This is a genomic window from Bacillus sp. SM2101, assembly GCF_018588585.1.
GTDB lineage: Bacteria > Bacillota > Bacilli > Bacillales > SM2101 > Nanhaiella > Nanhaiella sioensis.
Genome location: NZ_JAEUFG010000001.1, coordinates 209,983 through 233,715, shown reverse-complemented (window position 1 = coordinate 233,715; position 23,733 = coordinate 209,983). Strand labels below are relative to the sequence as shown.

General features: G+C 36.2%; 18 protein-coding genes. 16 read left to right on the top strand and 2 right to left on the bottom strand.

The features are described 5' to 3' along the window. Positions 1 to 53 precede the first annotated feature (53 nt). From spoIVB to JM172_RS01150, 3 genes are all read left to right on the top strand, one after another. Positions 54 to 1,340, top strand: a complete 1,287-nt coding sequence (spoIVB, locus tag JM172_RS01160) for a SpoIVB peptidase (protein ID WP_483297232.1) — start codon at positions 54 to 56, stop codon at positions 1,338 to 1,340. A 247-nt stretch (positions 1,341 to 1,587) separates the two neighbouring features. After that, positions 1,588 to 2,373, top strand: a complete 786-nt coding sequence (gene spo0A / locus JM172_RS01155; protein ID WP_214480204.1) for a sporulation transcription factor Spo0A — start codon at positions 1,588 to 1,590, stop codon at positions 2,371 to 2,373. A 728-nt stretch (positions 2,374 to 3,101) separates the two neighbouring features. Continuing rightward, entirely contained in the window at positions 3,102 to 4,676 is a 1,575-nt protein-coding gene (locus tag JM172_RS01150) for a flagellar assembly protein A (RefSeq protein ID WP_214480203.1), read from the top strand. A 59-nt stretch (positions 4,677 to 4,735) separates the two neighbouring features. Here the strand turns inward: JM172_RS01150 and JM172_RS01145 are convergent, their stop codons facing one another. Both JM172_RS01145 and JM172_RS01140 read right to left on the bottom strand, forming a co-directional pair. Then, positions 4,736 to 4,882 carry a YycC family protein gene (locus JM172_RS01145; protein WP_214480202.1) on the bottom strand — a complete coding sequence of 49 codons (147 nt, stop codon included), beginning with the start codon at positions 4,880 to 4,882 and terminating at the stop codon, positions 4,736 to 4,738. 70 nt (positions 4,883 to 4,952) lie between these two features. Continuing rightward, on the bottom strand, positions 4,953 to 5,201 hold the full coding sequence (locus JM172_RS01140) for a DUF2627 domain-containing protein (protein WP_214480201.1): 249 nt from the start codon (positions 5,199 to 5,201) through the stop codon (positions 4,953 to 4,955). A gap of 284 nt (positions 5,202 to 5,485) precedes the next feature. On the opposite strand from JM172_RS01140, the gene JM172_RS01135 reads away from it, so the two are divergent. From JM172_RS01135 to JM172_RS01075, 13 genes are all read left to right on the top strand, one after another. Next, positions 5,486 to 7,558 (top strand): sigma 54-interacting transcriptional regulator, encoded by a 2,073-nt coding sequence (locus JM172_RS01135; RefSeq protein WP_214480200.1) that lies wholly within the window; start codon positions 5,486 to 5,488, stop codon positions 7,556 to 7,558. A 175-nt stretch (positions 7,559 to 7,733) separates the two neighbouring features. Continuing rightward, a complete protein-coding gene (gene yqiS / locus JM172_RS01130) occupies positions 7,734 to 8,636 on the top strand; it encodes a phosphate butyryltransferase (RefSeq protein ID WP_214480199.1) in 903 nt (300 codons plus the stop codon). Positions 8,637 to 8,665: 29 nt separating this feature from the next. Further along, positions 8,666 to 9,766, top strand: a complete 1,101-nt coding sequence (gene bcd, locus JM172_RS01125; RefSeq protein ID WP_214480198.1) for a branched-chain amino acid dehydrogenase — start codon at positions 8,666 to 8,668, stop codon at positions 9,764 to 9,766. A gap of 179 nt (positions 9,767 to 9,945) precedes the next feature. Then, positions 9,946 to 11,031 (top strand): butyrate kinase, encoded by a 1,086-nt coding sequence (gene buk, locus JM172_RS01120; protein WP_214480197.1) that lies wholly within the window; start codon positions 9,946 to 9,948, stop codon positions 11,029 to 11,031. Positions 11,032 to 11,068: 37 nt separating this feature from the next. After that, a complete protein-coding gene (gene lpdA / locus JM172_RS01115; protein WP_214480196.1) occupies positions 11,069 to 12,490 on the top strand; it encodes a dihydrolipoyl dehydrogenase in 1,422 nt (473 codons plus the stop codon). A 195-nt stretch (positions 12,491 to 12,685) separates the two neighbouring features. Next, a complete protein-coding gene (locus JM172_RS01110; protein ID WP_214480195.1) occupies positions 12,686 to 13,678 on the top strand; it encodes a thiamine pyrophosphate-dependent dehydrogenase E1 component subunit alpha in 993 nt (330 codons plus the stop codon). Positions 13,679 to 13,695: 17 nt separating this feature from the next. Beyond that, positions 13,696 to 14,679: an alpha-ketoacid dehydrogenase subunit beta gene (locus tag JM172_RS01105; RefSeq protein WP_214480194.1), complete on the top strand. Its 984-nt coding sequence runs from the start codon at positions 13,696 to 13,698 to the stop codon at positions 14,677 to 14,679. 19 nt (positions 14,680 to 14,698) lie between these two features. Then, positions 14,699 to 15,994 carry a dihydrolipoamide acetyltransferase family protein gene (locus tag JM172_RS01100; RefSeq protein WP_214480193.1) on the top strand — a complete coding sequence of 432 codons (1,296 nt, stop codon included), beginning with the start codon at positions 14,699 to 14,701 and terminating at the stop codon, positions 15,992 to 15,994. 449 nt (positions 15,995 to 16,443) lie between these two features. After that, a complete protein-coding gene (locus JM172_RS01095; RefSeq protein WP_214480192.1) occupies positions 16,444 to 18,525 on the top strand; it encodes a methylmalonyl-CoA mutase family protein in 2,082 nt (693 codons plus the stop codon). A gap of 3 nt (positions 18,526 to 18,528) precedes the next feature. Next, on the top strand, positions 18,529 to 20,736 hold the full coding sequence (gene scpA / locus JM172_RS01090; protein WP_214480191.1) for a methylmalonyl-CoA mutase: 2,208 nt from the start codon (positions 18,529 to 18,531) through the stop codon (positions 20,734 to 20,736). Beyond that, entirely contained in the window at positions 20,720 to 21,844 is a 1,125-nt protein-coding gene (meaB, locus tag JM172_RS01085) for a methylmalonyl Co-A mutase-associated GTPase MeaB (protein ID WP_483297230.1), read from the top strand. The genes scpA and meaB overlap by 17 nt, the downstream gene beginning before the upstream one ends. A gap of 97 nt (positions 21,845 to 21,941) precedes the next feature. Beyond that, the gene (locus JM172_RS01080) at positions 21,942 to 22,379 is read left to right on the top strand and encodes a BrxA/BrxB family bacilliredoxin (RefSeq protein ID WP_214480189.1); all 438 of its coding nucleotides are present in this window, start codon (positions 21,942 to 21,944) and stop codon (positions 22,377 to 22,379) included. A 508-nt stretch (positions 22,380 to 22,887) separates the two neighbouring features. Then, entirely contained in the window at positions 22,888 to 23,685 is a 798-nt protein-coding gene (locus tag JM172_RS01075) for a transporter substrate-binding domain-containing protein (RefSeq protein WP_214480188.1), read from the top strand. Positions 23,686 to 23,733: the final 48 nt, after the last annotated feature.

The following is a 23,733-nucleotide window of genomic DNA, read 5'->3' as shown; positions in this document are numbered from 1 at the left end:
TAGCCATGTAATTAATTTGGTGTGGGTTAGGGCGAGGAGAGTGAAAGTGATTGATAACAGAGAAGATAAGAAAAATAGTTGGTGCTGTTCTCCTTGTTACATTGGTAAGTATACTTTTTTTTGGTCCATTTAAAGAATATGTTGGTTTGCCAAAAAATATTATTGTTTTTGAAGGTCAGCAGCTTAAACTACCTTCTACATTACCTGTAACAGTTAGTCAACAAAACGATAATGATGTATTTTCAGTTTCAAATGCTGAAACTGGTTTAGCCGTTATGGGTGAAGCTTCTGGAAATGGTGAAATGCTTTTAGAGATGGCAGGTATCCCAATTAAAAAAATCAATGTAAATGTTCTTAATGATTTAAAGGTGATACCGGGTGGACAGTCTATCGGAGTCAAGCTAAATTCAATCGGTGTTTTAGTAGTTGGGTTTCATCAAGTTGAAACAGAGGAAGGTAGCGTGTCTCCTGGAGAAAGTTCTGGTGTGAAAATTGGAGACTTAATTACTAAAATTAATGGTAAGGAAATAGAAAAAATGAGTGATGTTGGTCCTTTTGTTAAACAGGCTGGGAAAGAAGAAAAAGCGCTTGAACTAACAATTTCCCGTGATAATGATGAAGTAACTACTACTTTGCAACCAATCAAAGATATAAATGATCACGCCTATCGTATAGGTCTGTATATACGTGATTCAGCTGCAGGAATCGGCACAATGACATTTTATCATCCTGATTCTAAAAAATACGGAGCTTTGGGTCATGTGATTTCAGACATAGATACAAAAAAACCAATTAAAGTTCAAGATGGACACATTGTTCGGTCGACTGTTACATCCATTCAAAAAGGGAGTACAGGGACTCCAGGTGAGAAATTAGCAAGGTTTTCAAAGGATAAAGAAGAGATTGGTACAATTAGTAAAAATAGCCCATTTGGAATTTTTGGTGAATTAACTAAAAAAATTAAAAATGGGATTAATGATCAAGCATTACCAATAGCATTATCACATGAAGTTAAGGAAGGTCCAGCAAAAATACTAACTGTGGTTGATGATGATAAAGTTGAGGAATTTGATGTTGAAATCATTAGCTCGGTTCCACAAAAATTTCCAGCAATAAAAGGTATGGTTATCAAAATTACAGATCCTAAGCTGTTGCGCAAAACAGGTGGTATAGTTCAAGGTATGAGCGGCAGTCCTATTATTCAAAATGGAAAGGTTATTGGTGCTGTAACTCACGTATTTGTTAATGATCCTACAAGCGGGTATGGCGTTCATATTGAATGGATGCTAAATGAAGCAGGGATTGACATTTACGAAAAAAATCAACAAAAAGCGAGCTAAAACAGCTCGTTTTTTACATAATGCTTTAACTGAAATACGTATTTCGACAAAAAGTTTTTTGTTATTTGTCGAATAATGAAAAACATAGGATAATAAAGGTTTTGGGAGAAAAGTATAGATTTTAGAGATTTTATATTATTTTTAAAAAATTAAAGGGATTTCATGTTATGTCGTCGAAATGTTCCATTACACTGAAGTCAGAAAATAATGAATCCTGATTTTATTTGGAGTTCGAGGAGGAAAGTGTGTGAAAAAAATTAAAGTTTGTATTATTGATGACAACAGAGAGTTAGTAAGCCTAATTGAACAATATATTGCTAATCAAGATGATATGGAAGTTGTAGGGGTAGCTTATAACGGGCATGACTGCTTGGATATTTTAAAAAATAATACCCCTGATGTATTGGTTTTGGACATTATTATGCCTCATTTAGATGGTTTAGCTGTCCTTGAAAAAATCCGTGAACAAAGAGAGAATCAACCAAATGTCATTATGCTAACAGCTTTTGGTCAAGAGGATGTTACTAAAAAAGCTGTGGAATTAGGGGCCTCATATTTTATTTTAAAACCTTTTGATATGGAAAATTTAATTAGTCATATTCGCCAAGTTAGTGGTAAAGGTCTTACACATGTTAAACAAACAACAACATTGTATCGCACACAAAATGAGTCTAAGCATAAAAATCTTGATGCAAGTATTACAAGTATTATCCATGAAATCGGTGTCCCTGCACATATTAAAGGATACTTATACCTTCGTGAAGCGATATCAATGGTGTATAACGATATTGAACTATTAGGGTCAATTACTAAAGTACTTTACCCTGATATTGCAAAAAAATATAACACTACAGCAAGTAGAGTAGAACGAGCAATTCGTCATGCAATAGAAGTTGCATGGAGTCGAGGCAATATTGAATCAATCTCGTCATTGTTCGGTTATACAGTCAGTATGTCAAAAGCTAAGCCTACCAATTCAGAATTCATTGCTATGGTTGCTGATAAGCTGCGTTTAGAGCATAAAGCTTCTTGAAAGGGTAAGGGTAATTAAACAAATTATAAGTGAAAAAATCCTATAAATAAGATGTAATTAACAAGAAAAGTACTAATGCCAATATAAATGTATTTAAGTTCTCTTTTTTAAGGGGGCTTTTTTGTTGTGTAAATACCATAAATATTTACAAATATTCTTTAGTTCTAGTACAGTGCAACATTCTGTTGTTTCATTACACTGTTTCGTATAGTTGAATAAACATTTGAAGGTTAACGAAATTTGCATGAAGTATTTTTTTCAATAAATCAGCCTATTGGAGTGATGTTTGCATGGTTTCTGATGTCATTCAATGTTGATAAATCGAAATAGACATTTTTTTGTTTTATTTTCTCCTTTTAAACTTCGAATTATATATACTTAAGTAGTAGTTCCAACTATATAAATTTGTATCATATCTGAAAAAATAGACTCGTTCTAATCTACCATAGTTTTAATATTTATAATTATTTAACAGTAAATAATACCTGAAAATTTTATCTGTTCATTAACCTTTGTCTAAATAACAAATATTGCTTGGAAATAAAAAAAATTCTATTTCTAAATAATAGTATAAATGGATTATTGATAAGTAACTATTCAAGTATTAAGATTCAATTATAAGAGTTTATTGGTAAAGTTTTATTTTTCCATATACATAAAATTAAGAACGGGTGTTACTAATAACTTGATTTATTACTAAATTATATAATGAAAGGTGTATCCTAGAAATGGAACTCTTAAAAAATAACTTTTTTATAATAACAGTTGATGATGATTCAAAAGTTTTTATTAATGTGTTTAAGGCTGGTTATACAATGACTGAGTTTAATAGTCTATTAACTAAGTATCCACGAATCAACATTTCGAAATTTTTACTGCTGAAACAAGCGATTAAAGAAGCTACATGTGAAACTGTGCAGATTGGTGAGTTAAAACCACTGGTTACTTGCAAAATTTCACAGGACAAAATGGTTGCGACAATTCACTTTCATTGTTCAAATGAAGAATTAAATGAGAATAAATTATTATATATTCCTAAAGCAATAGAACTTCTACATTCTAAAAGGGTAACAGATGGTATTTCCCTAGATGTTCTACACCAACAATTAGAAGCCAAAAAAGATATTGTTGTTGCAAGAGGTGTTGAACCAGTTAATGGGGAAGATTCTATTGTTTCATATTATAAGATGTCTGAAAGAAAGCCAACAATTAGAGAAGATGGGAAAGCTGATTATTTTGATATGAATTTTATCGATGTAGTAGAAGCAGGAGAATGGCTTGGAGAAAAAATTCCACCAACAACGGGGAAAGCTGGACGAACAGTTTTAGGAAGTCTGTTATTCCCGAAAAAAGGAAAAGATAAAGTTTTATATTATGATAAAAAAACGGTTAAAAAGGAAGAGTTAGAAAACGGGAAAGTTGTATTAAGAGCTGTTATTGATGGTGTGGTACAAATAGAAAACGGGAAGTTATCTATAGGCGACCATTTAGTCATTAATGGTGATGTTGGTGTCGAGACCGGAAATATAAATTTTGATGGAAGTGTTACGATAAAAGGTATTGTACAAGATGGATATTCGGTAATTGCAACGAAGGATATTTCTATTATGAGTGAAATCGGCATAAGTAGGGTTAAATTAATTCAATCTAAAACAGGTGATGTATTTATTAAAGGTGGTGTGTTTGGAAAAGGTGTTACGAACATTGTTTCAGGACAAGATATTTTTGTTAAATATGCAAATGAGTGTACGCTAACTTCAAAACGAAATATTAATGTCGGTTACTATGCAATTGGGTGTACTATAAAGGCAACTAATTTATATGCCCATGAATATAAGGGGAAAATTATTGGAGGGGAAGTAGAAGCAAGAGCAAGTGTTACAGCGGGTTTTATAGGAAATGAAATGGAAAAACCAACAGTTGTTATTGTAGAGGGTTTTGATCGTGATGAGATTAAAAAAGAGTTGGAAGAACTTCTTAAAAATTATAAAAAAGCAGTTCAAAAAACAGAATCAACAAAAATGCTTCTTGACAACTATAATCATAGTGATTTAGTAGAGAATGACCAAGAGTATGATCGCTTGAGACATAAATTTGATGAACAAGTTACAGAAGTTTCAAACTTTGAACAATCTCGAAAAGGGTTAACCGAATTGTTAAATTTAAAAGGTGATGGGCAAGTATCGATCTTTCAAAAGGTTTATCCGGAAACGTTTATCCAAATTAAGAAACAAACAAAGAAATTGAAAAGTCCAAGTAAAGGAGTTTTCTATGTAGTGGATAAACAACTACATATTGATTGATACGACATAAAAAATAATAAACTAAGCAATTGTGAGAAAAAGACGACAAGGAGTATAGCTTACTCCTTGTCGTCTTTTTTTTTCTCTGCTTCAGCCATTTTTTGAACAAGAATATGCTTTGGCATATGCATAATTTGTTCTATTGGAATATTTAGCGTGCTTGCAAGCTTTTGAGCAGTTTCAAGAGATATTTGATGTGGATTCATTTAACATGCACCTCCAGATATTCATTGTTAATGAGAATTTGACCAAATCAACATGTCTAGCTGTCCTCAGTTATTTTATCTTACTATTTTGCTGTAAGCGTGGTTGTACTTTATTTCGTTTACGGTCTCGGTGCAGTATAAAGCCGGCAACAAATACTAAACCAGCTATAAACATGATGAACCCTACGAGAAATTGAAGCCATAAAAAAGGAAAAGGTTTCTGTAATATATTGAAGAGCATATCCCTCATTAATTTAATTCCAAGGGCCGATAAAATTCCTGGTATTAATAATACTAATAATGCAATGATTCGTTTCATCGTATTAATCCTTTCAATGGAGTTTCTCTATTACAAGTTTTGTTGCTATTTCCTAAATTTGTACGATTAGAAAATGGTCTCGTGAACGCTAATCAAATATGAATTTAGTTCTTAGTATGGCAACTACAAGTAATGCAAAACAGTGCTCTAAAAAAAGAATAACTCTTCTAATTTATTTGTCAAGCAGTTAAAAAAACGGTATGATATGTTAGTGAAAGATATTGCATATATTTTGTTGAGAAGTATGTAATTTATTTCAAAGAGGCCGTAGAGGTGTGTTGTTCATGAAAAAAGCGTTGATTGTTGGGGCTGGAAAGGGTGGCTCGGCAATTCTAAAAATATTACAAGAAACAGAGATAATGGAAGTTGTAGCGGTTGTCGATATTAAGCCTACCGCGATTGGATTGAAGATGGCAAGAGATTTGAGTATTCGTACTGGGAGTAATTGGCGAGAGTTTTTAACAAGTGAGATTGATGTTGTTATAGAAGCAACAGGTAGTGAAAAGGTTTTTGAAGAAATTCGTGAAGTAAGAACTAAAAAAACAGTGTTAATCCCTGGAGCTGTTGCTTATATAACTGCCCAGTTAATGGAGCAAAAAGAAGGGTTAATTACTAAATTAAAAAACGAATCAGATAAGCATGATTTAATTTTAAATTCCACTCATGATGGTATGATAGTGATCAATTTCGACACAAATATTGTTTTGTTTAACAGAAGTGCTGAACGAATTGTTGGCTTGAGTAAAGAAGATGTGATAGGGAAGCCGATTGAGGAAATCATACCTGCAAGTCAACTGACTAGAGTGATGAAAACGAGGCAAACTGAAATTAATCAGGAGCTTATATTAAGTAATGGTAAGAAAATTATTACGACAAGAATACCTATTATTAATGAAGCAGGTGTCCTATATGGGGCGGTTGCTGTATTTAAGGATATAACTGATGCAGTAAAACTAGCCGAAGAAATAACTAACCTGAAAGAGATTCAAACAATGCTAGGAGCAATTATTCAATCATCTGAAGAAGCAATCTCAGTAGTGAATGAGAACGGTATTGGCTTACTAATTAACCGTGCCTATACAAAGATTACGGGGTTAACAGAAGATGAGGTGATCGGAAAACCTGCTACTGCAGATATTTCAGAAGGTGAAAGTGTTCACATGAAAGTGCTGAATACGAGAAGACCTGTTAGAGGGGTTAGGATGAAGGTTGGCCCTAATAAGAGAGATGTCTTAGTAAATGTTGCACCTATTATTGTGGATGGGAAATTAAAAGGGAGCGTTGGTGTCATCCATGATGTTTCTGAAATTCAGCAATTAACTACTGAATTAAATAGAGCAAGGCAAATTATTCGTACGTTAGAAGCAAAGTATTCATTTGATGATATCATTGGTCAATCTGAAGAGATGGAATTTGCTATCCAACAAGCGAAACTTGGAGCAATCACACCTGCTACAGTACTATTACGGGGTGAGTCAGGAACTGGTAAAGAACTATTTGCACATGCGATTCATAACGCAAGTAATCGAAAGTTTAATAAATTTATACGTGTCAATTGTGCGGCTTTATCTGAAACACTCCTAGAGAGTGAATTGTTTGGTTATGTAGAAGGAGCTTTTTCAGGAGCGAAACGTGGTGGGAAAAGAGGTCTGTTTGAAGAAGCGAATAATGGTAGTATTTTCTTAGATGAGATAGGTGAGCTATCGCCTAATACACAAGCAAAGTTATTAAGGGTGCTACAGGAAAATGAAATTATTAAAGTTGGAGGAACGCAGCCCATTCCAATTAACGTAAGAATAATAGCTGCAACAAATGTGAATCTTGAAATGGCTATAGCTGATGGGTCTTTTCGGGAAGATTTATTTTATCGCTTGAATAAGTTACCTATACAAATTCCTCCTTTACGAAATAGGAAACAAGACTTACCAGCATTATGCGAACACCTTCTTCGTAAAATAAACCAAGAATATGGAAGAAATGTAGAAGGTTTAGACTTGGAAGTGCTTGATTACTTTCATACATACAATTGGCCGGGAAATGTTAGAGAATTAGAGAATATTATTGGACGAGCAATGATCTTTATGAAATTTAATGAAGTTCATATAGGACTTAAACATGTTCCTACTCTTGAACCTGAAATAGCTAACAAAGCTGACGCATCTCTTATCACTATACCTACGCAAAATGATCAAACGTTATCAGAAATGTTAGAGAATTATGAAGGGGCTATTATTGAACAAGTTTTAACGAACAACAACGGGAATAAAACTGCCACAGCAAAATCTCTGGGTGTTTCATTACGGAATTTATATTATAAAATTGAAAAATATAATATTGCAATAAAAAGCATGCAATAAATTTCAAGTTTTGAATTTTTTTGCGCAGTGCATGTTGTGAAACATAACTTAATTAAACAATTACTTATCATTCTTTTTATGGCATGCTTCTTGCAAATATAAACATATGAGAACAATATACTCAGAAAGTAGGATTAGCTCAAGTAATTCTTATGAAAGGGTTGAAGTAGATTACATGAAATTGGACCTATTAATTGAGCAAGCTACAATGTCTCCCAAAAAAACTGTAGCAGTTGCAGTTGCTGAGGACAAAGAAATCATTGAAGCAGTAGTGGGAGCACTTCGAAAAAACTTAGCTAATTTTCGACTATTTGGTGATGAAGTGAAGATGAAACAATTGCTTCAGGAGTTAGCTCCTGACGATGTCAACAGTGAAGCAATTTTGCTTATTGCTGCAGATTCACATGAGCACGCAGCTGAGCTAGCCGTTAAATCCGTTTCTTCAGGTGAAGCGGATGTATTAATGAAAGGAAATCTTTCAACTTCGTTAATTTTATCTGCTGTGCTTCACAAAGAGTGGGGGCTTAGAACAGGTAAGGTATTATCTCATAATGCAGTGTTTGAGGTTGAGGGTTTTGATCGACTTATATTCATAACTGATGCAGCTATGAATATTGCACCAAACCTTGACCAAAAGGCACAAATAATAGGAAATGCAGTTCAGCTTGCCCGATCGATTGGCATTAATCAGCCCAAGGTAGCTCCAATATGTGCTGTAGAGGTAGTTAATCCAGTGATGCAAGCTACACTTGACGCAGCAGCCTTAACACAGATGAATAAAAGAGGTCAAATTAAAGATTGTATTGTTGATGGTCCATTGGCACTTGATAATGCTATTTCAGTTCATGCTACTAAACAAAAAGGTATTGTAAGTGAAGTAGCTGGAATGTCAGATATATTACTTGTTCCTAATATTGAAACGGGAAATGCCCTTTATAAAGCTCTTATTTACTTTGCTAAAGCAAAAGTGGGGGCTGTTATATCTGGTGCCAAAGCTCCAATTGTTTTAACTTCAAGAGCAGATTCATCAGAGAGCAAGCTTTACTCACTAGCTTTGGCTATTCGTTCTGTTCATTAAATAATTTAGAATTTTAGGAGGATTTTAATATGCAGATTTTTTCTTATATGGAAGAGTATGATTATGAGCAATTAGTGTTTTGTCAAGATAAACAATCAGGATTAAAGGCTATAATTGCAATTCATGATACAACTTTAGGGCCTGCTCTTGGTGGGACTCGAATGTGGACATATGCCTCTGAGGAATTAGCAATTGAAGACGCATTACGTTTAGCCAAAGGAATGACATATAAAAACGCTGCAGCAGGCTTAAATTTAGGTGGTGGTAAGACAGTTATTATTGGTGATCCACGCACTGACAAAAATGAAGAAATGTTTAGAGCATTTGGCCGCTATATTCAAGGACTAAATGGTCGCTATATTACTGCAGAGGATGTCGGTACTACAGTAGCTGACATGGATTTGATACATGAAGAAACAGATTTTGTAACAGGTATTTCACCAGCATTTGGTTCATCAGGTAATCCTTCACCTGTGACTGCTTACGGCGTGTATCGCGGAATGAAAGCAGCTGCAAAGGAAGCATTTGGAACAGATTCGTTAGAAGGAAAAGTCATCGCTGTTCAAGGTGTCGGTAATGTAGCTTTTAACTTGTGTAAACACCTTCATGAAGAAGGAGCACAATTAATCGTTACTGACATTAACAAAGAGGCAGTGCAAGCAGCAGTTGAACAATTTGGTGCACACGCTGTAGACCCTGATGATATCTACAGTGTAGACTGCGATATTTATGCACCGTGTGCTCTTGGTGCAACGATTAACGATGATACTATTCCTAAGCTGAAAGCAAAAGTAATTGCAGGAGCAGCGAATAATCAATTAAGAGAGCCACGTCATGGAGATACTATTCATGACTTAGGAATTGTATATGCACCTGATTACGTGATTAATGCTGGCGGAGTAATGAACGTGGCAGATGAATTAAATGGTTATAACCGTGACCGCGCTATGAAAAAAGTAGAAACGATTTATAATAATATAGAAAAAGTCATTGAAATAGCAAATCGTGATCGTATTCCAACTTATGTAGCTGCTGATCGTTTAGCTGAAGAGCGCATTGAACGTATGAGAAATTCACGTAGCCAGTTCTTACGAAATGAACATCACATTCTAAGTAGACGAAATCGCTAAAATAGGAAGCTTGTGATGAGGGTAAACGTGGATAAATTTTAGCAATTGTCAATAGAGTAATCATTGCTAAAGATTAATTGGAAAATTAGGTGGCAAAATGACGCCACCTGAGTACTCCATACATATGCTGTGGAGTTATCACGAAGCCCCAATGACATCACAAAATGGAGGTATTGATTTTGCAAGAGAGAGAATATCGTATTCTTGTTATCAACCCAGGGTCAACATCGACGAAAATAGGAGTCTTTGATAATGAACTCTCGATATTTGAGAAAACGATTCGGCATGATAGTAAGATCATTAACTCGTATGAAGCAATTATTGACCAATACGAATTTCGAAAAAACACAATCCTAGAAACATTGCATCATGAGGGCATTAATATTTCTAAATTAGATGCTGTTTGTGGACGTGGTGGGTTATTACGTCCTATTGAAGGTGGTACCTATCGCGTAAATGAAGCAATGCTTGCTGATTTACGTATTGGTTACGCTGGCCAACATGCTTCAAACCTTGGTGGCATCATAGCACATGAAATTGCTGGAGGATTAAATATACCTGCCTTTATCGTTGACCCAGTTGTAGTTGATGAAATGGATTCAATTGCAAAGATTTCTGGATTCCCACTTATAGAACGAAAAAGTATTTTTCATGCGCTGAACCAAAAGGCCGTTGCAAGAAGAGTTGCAAAAGATTTAGGTAAGAGATATGAGGAATGTAATTTAATTGTCACCCATATGGGTGGTGGTATAACGGTTGGTGCCCACAAACAAGGTCGTGTTGTAGATGTAAACAATGGGTTACATGGAGACGGACCATTTAGCCCAGAACGCGCTGGGACTGTACCTGCTGGTGACTTAGTTACGCTTTGCTATTCTGGTGATTATTACCGTGATGAAGTGATGAAAAAGCTAGTAGGTAACGGAGGTCTAGTAGGTTATCTAGGAACAAATGATGCAGTAGCGGTTGAAAAAATGATAACCAAGGGAGATGAAAATGCCCAACTTGTGTATGAAGCGATGGCTTATCAAATTGCGAAGGAAATTGGTGCTGCAAGTGCAGTCCTGTCAGGTAAAATCGATGCAATTATTTTAACTGGGGGATTAGCTTACGGCAAAGAGTTTGTTAAGCACATATCTACACGCGTTAACTGGATTGCTGATGTAATCGTTCTTCCTGGGGAAAATGAATTACAAGCGTTAACTGAAGGTGCGTTACGTGTTTTGCGTAATGATGAAGATGAAAAAATATATCCTGCTAACTAACATATAAGATCGTGTAATGAGGAAGGGGATAGTAACAATGTCAAAAGAATATGATCTCGTGATACTCGGCGGTGGTACAGGTGGTTATGTAACAGCGATCCGTGCATCACAATTAGGTTTGAAAACAGCTGTGGTTGAAAAGGGTAAATTAGGTGGTACATGCTTGCACTCAGGGTGTATCCCTAGTAAAGCACTGCTTAGAAGCGCTGAAGTCTATTCAACAACGAAAAAAAGTGAAGAATTTGGAGTTCTAACAACAGATGTTTCCTTAGATTTTTCAAAGGTTCAAGGTAGAAAAGATCAGATCATTTCCCAATTGTATAAGAGTGTTCAATATTTAATGAAAAAAGGTAAGATTGATGTTTATGAGGGAGTTGGAAGGATTTTAGGTCCATCAATTTTTTCTCCGATGCCTGGAACAATTTCAGTTGAAATGAATAACGGTGACGAAAATGAAATGCTCATTCCGAAAAATGTCATTATCGCAACAGGGTCACGTCCAAGGTCATTACCTGGGTTAGAAATTGACGGCGAATTTGTGATGACTTCTGATGAAGCTCTTGAAATGAAGGAACTACCATCATCAATGATCATTGTCGGTGGAGGAGTTATTGGAATAGAGTGGGCTTCTATGTTAGCAGATTTCGGTGTCGAAATTACTGTTCTTGAATATGCAGATCACATTCTACCAACTGAGGATATTGAAATCTCCAAAGAGATGCGACGCCTCATGAAGAAAAAAGGAATCAACATTGTTACTGGGGCAAAAGTACTTCCCGAAACGTTATCAAAAAGTCAAGAAGTGACGATTAAGGCAGAACATAAAGGGGAAGAAAAAACTTTCCAAGCAGAAAAAATACTCGTGTCTGTAGGTCGTCAAGCAAACGTTGAAGGAATTGGTATTGAAAATACTGATATTGTAATTGATAAAGGGTTCGTACAAACAAATGAATTTTATCAGACGAAAGAATCTCATATATATGCGATTGGAGATTGCATAGGAGGCCTTCAACTTGCACATGTTGCGTCACACGAAGGAATTGTTGCTGTAGAGCATATTAAGGGAGAAAATCCCTCTCCAATTGATTATTCACTAATATCAAAATGCGTATACAGTAATCCAGAGGTTGCAAGTGTTGGTTATACTGAACATGAGGCAAAAGAGCAAGGGTTTACTGTAAAAACAGGTAAATTCTCATTCAAGGCGATAGGAAAAGCGCTTGTGTTTGGTGAATCAGATGGTTTCGTTAAAATTGTTGCTGACACAGAAACAGATGATATATTAGGCGTACATATGATTGGCCCACACGTGACTGATATGATATCAGAAGCTGGGTTAGCACGTGTATTAGATGCTACTCCATGGGAGGTAGCACATACTATTCACCCGCATCCTACTTTGTCAGAAGCTATTGGTGAAGCTGCGCTAGCTGTAGATGGTAAACCAATTCATGGCTAATAGATAATATAAATAATGGCTCTTACCGTAAACATTGTTGCTATTGGTACTAAAGTATGGACAGTACGATGAATTTTATGAGAACTCAATAATTTTATAAGTAGAAAAGATGCCACGAATAAATTGCTTGCATTTAAGAACGAAAAGCAACAATCAATGTGAAAACAGCCAAAATAATAAAGGAGGTATATATGTATGACTGAAAATCGTCATCAAGAGCTCGGTTTAAATGATGAAAGAGTACTTGAAATGTATGAAACGATGTTACTTGCACGAAAAATTGATGAACGTATGTGGTTATTAAATAGAGCTGGTAAAATACCGTTCGTAATATCTTGTCAAGGGCAAGAAGCAGCACAGGTAGGTGCCGCCTTTGCGTTAGATCGCAATAAAGATTATGTCCTACCGTATTATCGAGATATGGGAGTCGTATTAACGTTTGGTATGACTGCAAAAGATTTAATGTTATCAGGATTTGCAAAAGCAGAAGACCCAAATTCAGGTGGACGTCAAATGCCAGGACATTTCGGTCAGAAGAGCAACAATATCGTAACAGGGTCATCACCAGTTACAACTCAAGTTCCACATGCTGTTGGAGTAGCTCTAGCTGGCAAAATGGAAGGAAAAGACCTTGTGACATTTGTTACTTTTGGTGAAGGATCTTCAAATCAAGGAGATTTCCATGAAGGTGCGAATTTTGCGGGTGTTCACAAGCTCCCTGTTATTTTTATGTGTGAAAACAATAAATATGCTATTTCAGTTCCAATTGAGAAACAATTAGCATGTGAGAAAGTTTCTGACAGAGCCATTGGATATGGAATGCCTGGTTATACAGTAAATGGTAATGATCCGTTAGAAGTGTACAAGGCTGTAAAAGAGGCTGCTGAGCGAGCACGTAACGGTGAAGGTCCTACATTAGTTGAAACAATTTCTTATCGCTTAACACCACATTCTAGTGACGATGATGACCGTAGTTATCGAGAAAGTAATGAGGTAACTGAAGCGAAGAAAAATGATCCTATCATCACTTTTGCTTCATATTTAAGAAATATTGGCTTATTAAGTGAAGAATTAGAAAAAGAAATTGATAATCGAGTGATGAGTCAAGTTAATGAAGCAACAGAATATGCGGAAAATGCTACTTATGCTGAAGCAGAAGAAGCAATGAAGTATGTTTATGCAGAGTGAAAGAGGGGGGAAATTAAATGCCTGTAATTTCATATATTGACGCTGTTACAATGGCAATACGTGAAGAGATGGAAAACGATTCAAAAGTATTTGTACTTGGAGAAGATGTAGGAAAAAAAGGTGGCGTATTTAAAGCTACGGTTGGCTTACATGAACAATTTGGGGAAGAGCGAGTCATAGATACACCTCTTGCTGAATCAGCGATTGCTGGGGTAGGTATTGGTGCTGCCATGTATGGTATGAGACCGATCGCAGAAATGCAGTTTGCTGATTTTATCATGCCAGCTGTAAACCAAATTATATCAGAAGCAGCTAGGATTAGATATCGTTCCAACAATGACTGGTCGTGTCCACTAACGATTCGTGCTCCATACGGAGGAGGAGTACACGGTGCGTTATATCATTCCCAGTCTGTTGAAGCTGTTTTTGCAAATCAGCCTGGTTTAAAAATTGTCATGCCTTCAACACCATATGATGTGAAGGGGTTATTAAAGGCAGCTATTCGTGATAATGATCCGGTCTTGTTTTTCGAGCATAAACGCGCGTATCGTTTAATTAAAGGCGAAGTACCAGATGATGACTATGTGTTGCCAATTGGCAAAGCTGACGTTAAGCGTGAAGGTGAAGATATTACTGTTATTACATACGGTTTATGTGTTCATTTTGCACTCCAAGCGGCTGAAAAACTTGCTCAAGATGGAATCTCTGCACATGTTCTTGATCTTCGTACAGTGTATCCATTAGATAAAGAGGCAATTATAGAAGCAGCTACAAAAACTGGAAAAGTACTTCTTGTAACAGAAGATAATAAAGAAGGAAGTATTATAAGCGAAGTTTCAGCTATTATATCTGAACATTGCTTATTTGATTTAGACGCTCCAATAAAACGTCTAGCTGGCCCCGATATACCTGCTATGCCATATGCACCAACTATGGAAAAATTCTTTATGGTGAATCCTGACAAAGTGGAGAAGGCCATGAGAGAGCTTGCAGAATTTTAGATGAAGGAGGGTTTATCCATTGGCACTTGAAAAAATTACAATGCCGCAGCTTGGTGAAAGTGTAACAGAGGGTACGATCAGTACCTGGCTCGTTTCTGTTGGTGATAAAGTAAATAAATATGATCCACTTGCTGAGGTAAATACAGATAAAGTAAACGCTGAAGTACCATCATCATTTACTGGTGTGATAAAAGAATTAGTTGCTGAAGAAGGTGAAACGATTCCTGTTGATGGTCTCATATGTACAATAGAGGTAGAAGGTGAACAACCTGCTCAAGAGGCAAAGGAACAGGATACACCTACGGCTAATGAACAACCTAAAGTGGAAGAGCTACGTGAAAATAAAGTACGCTATTCACCGGCTGTTTTAAGATTAGCTCAAGAACATAATATAGACCTTGAACTTGTTTCAGGTACAGGCAAAGGTGGCCGTATAACGAGAAAAGACTTGAAGAAGTTAATAAGCTCTGGTGATATTCCAGTGGCAGGTGCAAATAAAAAGAAGGAAACGGTTATTGTTGAAACAGTTGAAGAATCAAAGGTGCAAAATACTGTTACAGAAAGAGTGCAACACAAAGAAACAAGCCAAGCTCCTAACATTCCTGTCCAAACTGGTGATATTGAAATCCCTGTATCAGGCGTTCGAAAAGCGATTGCAACAAATATGTTACGTAGTAAGCATGAAGCCCCACATGCGTGGATGATGGTTGAAGTTGATGTAACAAATCTAGTTGAGTATCGAAATGAAATTAAGAACGAATTTAAACAAAAAGAAGGATTTAGTCTAACTTTCTTTGCATTCTTTGTCAAAGCTGTTGCTCAAGCTTTGAAAGAGTTCCCACAAATTAATTCAATGTGGGCAGGTGACAAAATTATTCAAAAGAAAGATATAAATATATCAATCGCCGTAGCTACAGATGATGCATTGTTTGTACCTGTAATTAAGCACGCTGATGAGAAAACGATCAAAGGAATTGCACGTGAAATAACGGAACTGGCTACAAAGGTTCGCTCAGGTAAGCTATCGGCTGATGAGATGCAAGGTGGAACTTTTACTGTAAATAATACAGGGTCATTCGGGTCAGTACAATCAATGGGAATTATTAATTATCCACAAGCAGGAATCGTCCAGGTCGAATCAATTGTGAAACGACCAGTTGTTATGAATAATGGGATGATAGCTGTTCGGGATATGGTGAATCTATGTATGTCTTTAGACCATCGTGTTCTTGATGGACTTGTATGTGGACGCTTCCTTGCACGTGTGAAGGATATTCTAGAAAAGACATCAAAAGATAATACATCTATATATTAGTAACGAAAAACACTGCTGCAAATTTGTAGCAGTGTTTTTTGAAGTATTGCTTTTTCAATTCTCTTTTATAAAGTCAAAATGTACTAAACGTATATGGAATTAAAGTCATTTTTTTAATATACTAATGTTAGCAGTACTTTTGAAAATATTTAGACAATTATGTTGAAAGCGGTTTCTTTGTTAACTCATGTTGAATATGAGAACAAGAATAAATGAATAGTTTTTACGCACCATATGACTTGGTATTGGGTGATGTGGGAAGAGTAATGCCAATGCTACGGTGACTAGATGACATCACTTATTTGTAGATTGGCAATGACTGGCAACATGAACAGCATAGTGAGGGAAAACGGGACGTAGAACTTACAATCTATATTTCTTGTAAGGGAATCTTCAAGGATTAAAAAATTTTATAATAATAAACTACCTTAAGGAGAGAAGGAACGGTTATGAAGAACATAAATGAAGTTAAGAATTCACAATTCGCTGTTCCGTCATTCGATGACTGGAAAGGCAAAGCGACACAATCTCTAAAGGGTAAATCAATTGAACAGCTTTACACTAATACATATGAGGGCATTGAACTAAAACCATTGTATACAGAGGAGGATGTAGAGGGTTTACCTTTTTTGAATGATTTACCTGGGCAAGGATCACATCTTCGTGGGACAAAGCTTTTAAGAACGAGCGGGCAGGCTTGGGACGTTAGTCAAGAAATAGATGAGCCATGTCCCCATCAGTGTAATCAAGTGTTGAAAGATGATATAGATCGTGGTTTAACAATGATTCATCTATTATTAAATGATAAAACTAAACGAGGATTTAGTTTGCCTAACTCTAATGGTAAGGGTCTTTTAGTAGAGACGATTCATGATATTGAGAAAGCTTTAAATAATATTTCTCTACAACATAAATCGCTTATGATTGACACCCATTATTGTTCATTGCCAATGCTATCAATGTTGACAGCTTATTTTGAAAAGAACAATATTCCTTTGGAAACGATTAAGGGAACGATTGGCATGGATCCGTTGGCTGCTCTAGTGGAAGATGGAGAATTACCTATGAATACATCTCAGCTCTATGATGTAATGGCACAATTAACATTGTGGGGAAAGAAACACAGCCCAAATATAAATACCATCCTAGTGAAAGGACATCCATACCATAATGGAGGGGCAAGCGCTGTTCAAGAATTAGCCTTTTCGTTAGCAACTGCTGTCGAGTATGTAGCGGAAGCGCTGAAAAGAGGCTTGGCCATAGATGATGTTGCTCAAAAAATAACATTTTCGTTCTCAATCGGAGCAAATATGTTTATGGAAATTGCGAAATTACGAGCTGCTAGAACTCTTTGGACATCGATTGTTAAATCTTTTGGTGGAAATAAAACATCACAAAAAATGAACATTCATGGTCGTACATCTGCATTTACGAAAACATCCTATGATCCGTACGTAAACATGTTAAGAGTGACAACAGAAGCGTTTGCAGCAGGAGTGGGCGGAATTGATAGCTTAGATGTTTCGTCTTTTAATGAAGTAATAGATCGATCGACTAACTTTTCAAGGAGAATTGCAAGAAATACTCAAATTATTCTTCAAGAAGAAGCTTTTATATCAAAGATTATTGATCCAGCTGGTGGTTCTTGGTATATTGAAAAGCTCACGAATGATGTTGCAAAGGAGTCATGGGAATTATTCCAAAAGGTTGAACAATTAGGAGGTATGGAGCAAGCATTGAAATTGAACTTTGTTCAACAAGAAATAGATGATGTTGCAACAAAACGGCAAGAGCATGTTCATAATAGAAAACACAAAATTGTAGGAACTAATTTTTATGCAGATTTGCATGAAGAACCTATGACGATGAGTAGTTTGAACAAAGATGAACATGCTGACACTAAAAATCAACTATCAATTGAGAAGTTAGCGCGATTACAAGAAGTACTTGAAAAGGATATTAATAATGTCATGGATGTAGCTGTTCATTATATGCGTGAAGGGCTCACTATATCACAATTTATTAATTTGATGAAAGATAAAGAAGCTACTGTAAAAGTAAACAGCATAGAAAAAATAAGACTTACGCAATCTTTTGAAGAATTAAGACAAACATCTGACCAATATGTAGAAAAGTATGGTTTTCGTCCTAAAGTTGGCTTAATTAATTTAGGTTCGATACCTGAGCATAAGCCTCGTGCAGATTTCATTACGGGATTTTTTGAAGCAGGTGGCTTTGAAATTGTACCATCTCATGGTTATTTATCAGTAGAAGATGCTATTGAAGGTACAAAAGCTATGAACCTAGCAACATATGTAATTTGTGGTAGTAATGAAACATATAAAAAAATGGCTGTTGCTATTTGTAGAAAACTTCTTGATGGAACAAAGGATATTAAGCTATATCTAGCTGGAAAGCAAGAAGATAGCCTTACAAAAGAGCTAGCTGAAGCTGGAGTAAGCCACATCATAGATGCTACAACAAATTGCTATGAGTTTTTAACTTCATTACATCAGGAACAGGAGATGTAAAAAATGAAACGACCGGATTTTACAAAAATAAATTATACTAGCCCACATAATCATACCTCACAGCCTGATAATGGAGAAGCCATTCGTCAGCACATCGATGCGACGATGGAGGACTTATTATTTGAAACGAATGAACACATTGCTTTAAAACAAGTGTATACAAAAGATGATTTGAAAGACATAGATCATCAACATTATATGCCAGGTGTAGAACCTTATTTACGAGGGCCATATCCGACAATGTATGTCAATCGACCTTGGACTGTTAGACAGTATGCTGGTTTTTCTACAGCTGAAGAAAGTAATGCTTTTTACCGTCGAAATTTAGCAATGGGGCAAAAGGGCCTATCTGTTGCATTTGATTTAGCCACACATCGCGGCTATGATTCAGATCATCCCCGTGTTATTGGTGATGTTGGAAAAGCAGGTGTAGCAATAGATTCTATTGTAGATATGAAAGTATTATTTGATGGGATCCCACTTGATAAAATGTCCGTGTCAATGACGATGAATGGAGCTGTACTACCAATAATGGCATTTTACATCGTCACAGCAGAAGAACAAGGGGTAAGCCGAGAAAAGCTAGCTGGGACTATTCAAAATGATATTCTAAAAGAGTATATGGTTCGTAATACGTATATTTACCCTCCTGATACTTCAATGCGTATCATTGCAGATATTTTTGAGTATACATCAACATTTATGCCGAAATTCAATAGCATTAGTATATCCGGATACCATATGCAAGAAGCCGGAGCACCAGCAGATTTAGAGTTAGCATATACACTTGCAGATGGTCTAGAATACGTCCGAACAGGGATAAAAGCTGGAATTGATATTGATTCATTCGCTCCGAGGTTGTCGTTTTTTTGGGCGATAGGTATGAATTATTTTATGGAAGTTGCCAAAATGCGGGCAGCTAGACTGATGTGGGCACAATTAATGAAACAATTTAATCCTAAAAATCCTAAATCTTTAGCTCTGCGAACACATTCACAAACATCTGGATGGAGTTTAACTGAACAAGATCCATTTAACAATGTCACAAGGACATGTATTGAAGCATTGGCAGCCTCGCTCGGCCATACTCAATCACTGCATACGAATGCACTTGATGAAGCAATTGCCCTACCAACAGATTTTTCGGCGAGAATTGCAAGAAATACTCAGTTATATTTACAAGATGAAACAGGTATTTGTGATGTGATTGATCCATGGGCTGGGTCATACTATGTTGAATATTTAACGCACGAATTGATGAAACGTGCATGGGAACATATAGAGGAAATTGACAGCTTAGGGGGCATGGCTAAGGCGATAGAAACTGGATTGCCAAAAATGCGTATTGAGGAAGCTGCTGCTCGCAGACAGGCCAAAATAGATTCTGGTAAAGAAGCGATCATTGGTGTAAATAAATATAAATTAACTGAAGAAGAACCGATCGATATTTTGGATATTGATAATACTGCTGTGCGTAAAAAGCAAATTGAACGTTTAGAAAAGCTTAGAGCGACTAGAGATGAATCTACAGTACAGCAAACTTTACTTGACATAACAAAAGCGACAGAAAGTGGCGAAGGGAATTTACTTGACCTTGCAGTAAAAGCTGCAAGGGCTCGTGCAACATTAGGAGAAATCTCTGATGCGATTGAAAAGGTAGCTAAACGTCACAAAGCGATTATCCGTTCAATTAGCGGCGTGTACAGCTCAGAGTTTTCAAGTGAGGAGGAAATTGAGCTGATCAAACGTACTACAGATGAATTTCTTGAACTAGAAGGAAGAAGACCACGTATTTTGGTTGCAAAAATGGGGCAGGATGGACATGATAGAGGAGCTAAGGTGATTGCAACTGCATTTGCCGATTTAGGTTTTGACGTAGACGTTGGTCCTCTCTTTCAAACACCTGAAGAAACGGCGATACAAGCAGTTGAAAATGATGTTCATGTAGTTGGCATAAGTTCTCTCGCTGCTGGTCACAAAACGTTGCTTCCTCAATTAGTCTCAGAATTAAAGAAGCTAGGTCGTGAAGACATTGTTGTCGTAATTGGTGGAGTCATTCCAGCTCAAGACTATGATTATCTTAAAGAAAATGGAGCTTCCGCTATTTTTGGCCCTGGTACGATCATCCCGGTAGCTGCCCAGAAGGTCATTGAAGAAATTTATCATAGACTCGGCTATGAGGAAGTGGATGTTAGTGACGAATATAAATGAAAGACCTGATTGGGTACCTTCAAAAGAAAATGACAGCTTTACATCATATATTAAAAAAGGTGTAGCTGGTAGTCACGATGGGATGGAAAGTCAACATTCTGAAAACAAGAAGTTTATGAGAAAAACGGAGAAGCAAGTAAATGACTATGTTGATGGAGTATTAAACAAAGATCGAACAATGTTGGCTCAAGCGATAACGTTAATCGAGAGCAACGCACAGAGACATGTCGAAAAAGCTCAGGCTGTTTTAAATGAATTACTTCCACATGTAGGTTCCTCTATTCGAATAGGCATTACTGGGGTCCCTGGTGCAGGCAAAAGTACATTCATTGAATCTTTTGGTACATATCTTTGTGACCAAGGGTATCATGTTGCGGTATTAGCTGTTGATCCTAGTAGTTCAATTACTGGAGGAAGTATTCTTGGAGATAAGACTAGGATGGAGAACCTATCTCGACACCCCCGGGCATTTGTACGGCCATCACCTTCAGGTGGGACGCTTGGGGGAGTACATCGGAAAACGAGGGAAACGATGTTGCTCTGTGAAGCGGCAGGCTTTGATGTTATCCTTGTTGAAACAGTTGGTGTAGGGCAAAGTGAAATCGTAGTTAGAACGATGGTTGATTTCATTTTATTACTCGTTCTTACAGGGGCAGGCGATGAGTTACAAGGGATGAAAAAGGGTGTACTTGAACTGGCTGATGCGTTAATTATCAATAAAGCAGATGGCGAAAATAAGCGTCATGCGGAGATGGCACAACGAGATTATAATCGATTTCTACATTATTTACGACCCGCTACTGAAGGGTGGGAAACGAAAGCGTATACGTGTTCAGCGCTCTTTGGAAAAGGAATTGATAATGTATGGAAAATTATTAATGAATTTGTAGATCAGACAAAGGCAGCTGGTACTTTTGAAAGCCGTAGAAAAGCACAAATGAAAGAATGGATATATGCGACAATTAAAGATCAGCTAGAAACAAGGTTTTTTACTCATCCACAAATAAAAGGAAGATTACCTCAAGTAGAGAGTAATGTAATATCAGGGAATGTACCAGTAACGTTAGCTGTTCAACAGTTACTTGCATTGTATTTTAATGAAAACTAGTTATGTTTTATACGTTTATATAGTGAAATCATTGCAAATAAGATTGATTACTTGCTATCATAGTAATAGGTTGATAATTAAGGGAGTGATATTGTAAATGAATATTGATTTTAACTTGTTTATGAATGATGTTGTTCGTCAAGCTCGTCAAGAAATGGATGCAGCGGGTTACGAGCAATTGACTACGATAGATGATGTAGAAGCAGCTTTCCAGCGTTCTGGAACAACATTAGTTATGGTTAATTCTGTTTGTGGCTGTGCAGGGGGGATTGCTAGACCAGCTGCTACCCATGCAGTCCACTACGATAAACGCCCTGATCATTTAGTGACAGTTTTTGCTGGACAGGATAAAGAAGCGACTGCTCAAGCTAGAGAATACTTTGAAGGCTACCCACCATCTTCGCCTAGCTTTGCTTTATTAAAGGACGGCAAAATTTGCACGATGGTAGAACGTCATGAAATAGAAGGGCATGAACCAACGGCAGTTATTAATAAGCTCCAAGCATCATTTGAAAAGTATTGTGAAGAAATATAAACACGCTTATCCTCTAGAGAATAAAGCCTTAATGAATTGTGTCTAAACATTTCTATAAGGCTTTTCTTTAGAAAGGCTGTATATATACTTATAAATGAAAACGCTTACTAAAAATTATTTTCTCATATAAGAATGAGGTAATTGAATAAAATTATTATTGCTGTTCTATATTAATCTCAAAAGCGACAAAGTATACGATATCAATGGTAATGAATCCCTCTCAATGTGCCATATACATATAACTAAATCTTGAATACATAATAGATTTCATATTTAGAATAAAACATGTATTAGATGAGTGGTCGTGGAGTATATACTCTTCTGTATAGATGAAAGCCACATAAAGCCTTATTTGTGTTCTAATTTAGTAAATAGGTTTAGAAAAGAGCCATCCAAAAAGAGGTGATACATTCTAGTAAACATAATAATTATTTTTGTTGCATAATTATAGATTTATGTTAAAATACAATTACTTGCATAAAAATACAATGTTTTAAGGGGGATAAATGTGAAAAAGAATATTTTGTTAGGCTTAATTAGTATATTAGTAATTGGTTTGTTGGCAGCATGTGGAACAACGAAGGATGAAGGTGCAGATAACGGACAAGCTGCTGAGGGAGAAGCTGAAACAAAAGTATTAACAGTTGGTACTTCGGCAGATTACCCACCTTTTGAATATATTGATACAGCACAAGGTGATGATATAATCGGATTGGATGTAGACATTGCGAATGCAATTGCTGACAAACTAGGCTATGAGCTAGAGTTCACGGATACAACTTTTGATGGGATTATCGCTGCATTACAAACAGGTAAGTTTGACTTAGTTATTTCAGCAGTTACACCTGATGAAGATCGTAGGAAAAATGCAGATTTTACTGATATATATTATGTAGCAAATAACATGATTATTTCAAATAAGGACAGTGGAATTACTTCAATTGAAGATTTAGAAGGAAAAGTTGTCGGTGCACAATTGGGTTCGGTTCAAGAGGATGAGGCAAACAGTCTTGCTGAAACAGTTGATATCACAATTGAAAGTAGAAGTAGAGTTCCAGAGCTTATACAAGAAATACTAATTGGGAATTTTGATGCAGTCATTATAGAAGATACAGTTGCACAAGGGTATTTTAAAAGCAATGATAATTTATCGGGCTTTACACTTGAAGGAGACGAAGAAGGCTATGCCATTGCATTTCCGAAAGGTAGTGATTTAACGGAAGAATTTGATAGTGCTTTAAAAGAGATGAAAGAAGATGGAGAGCTTGAAAAATTAATTGTTAAATGGTTTGGCGGAGAAGAATAATAGTAGGAAATACTGTGATTTTGTAAGGTGAGGAACGATTCTCACCTT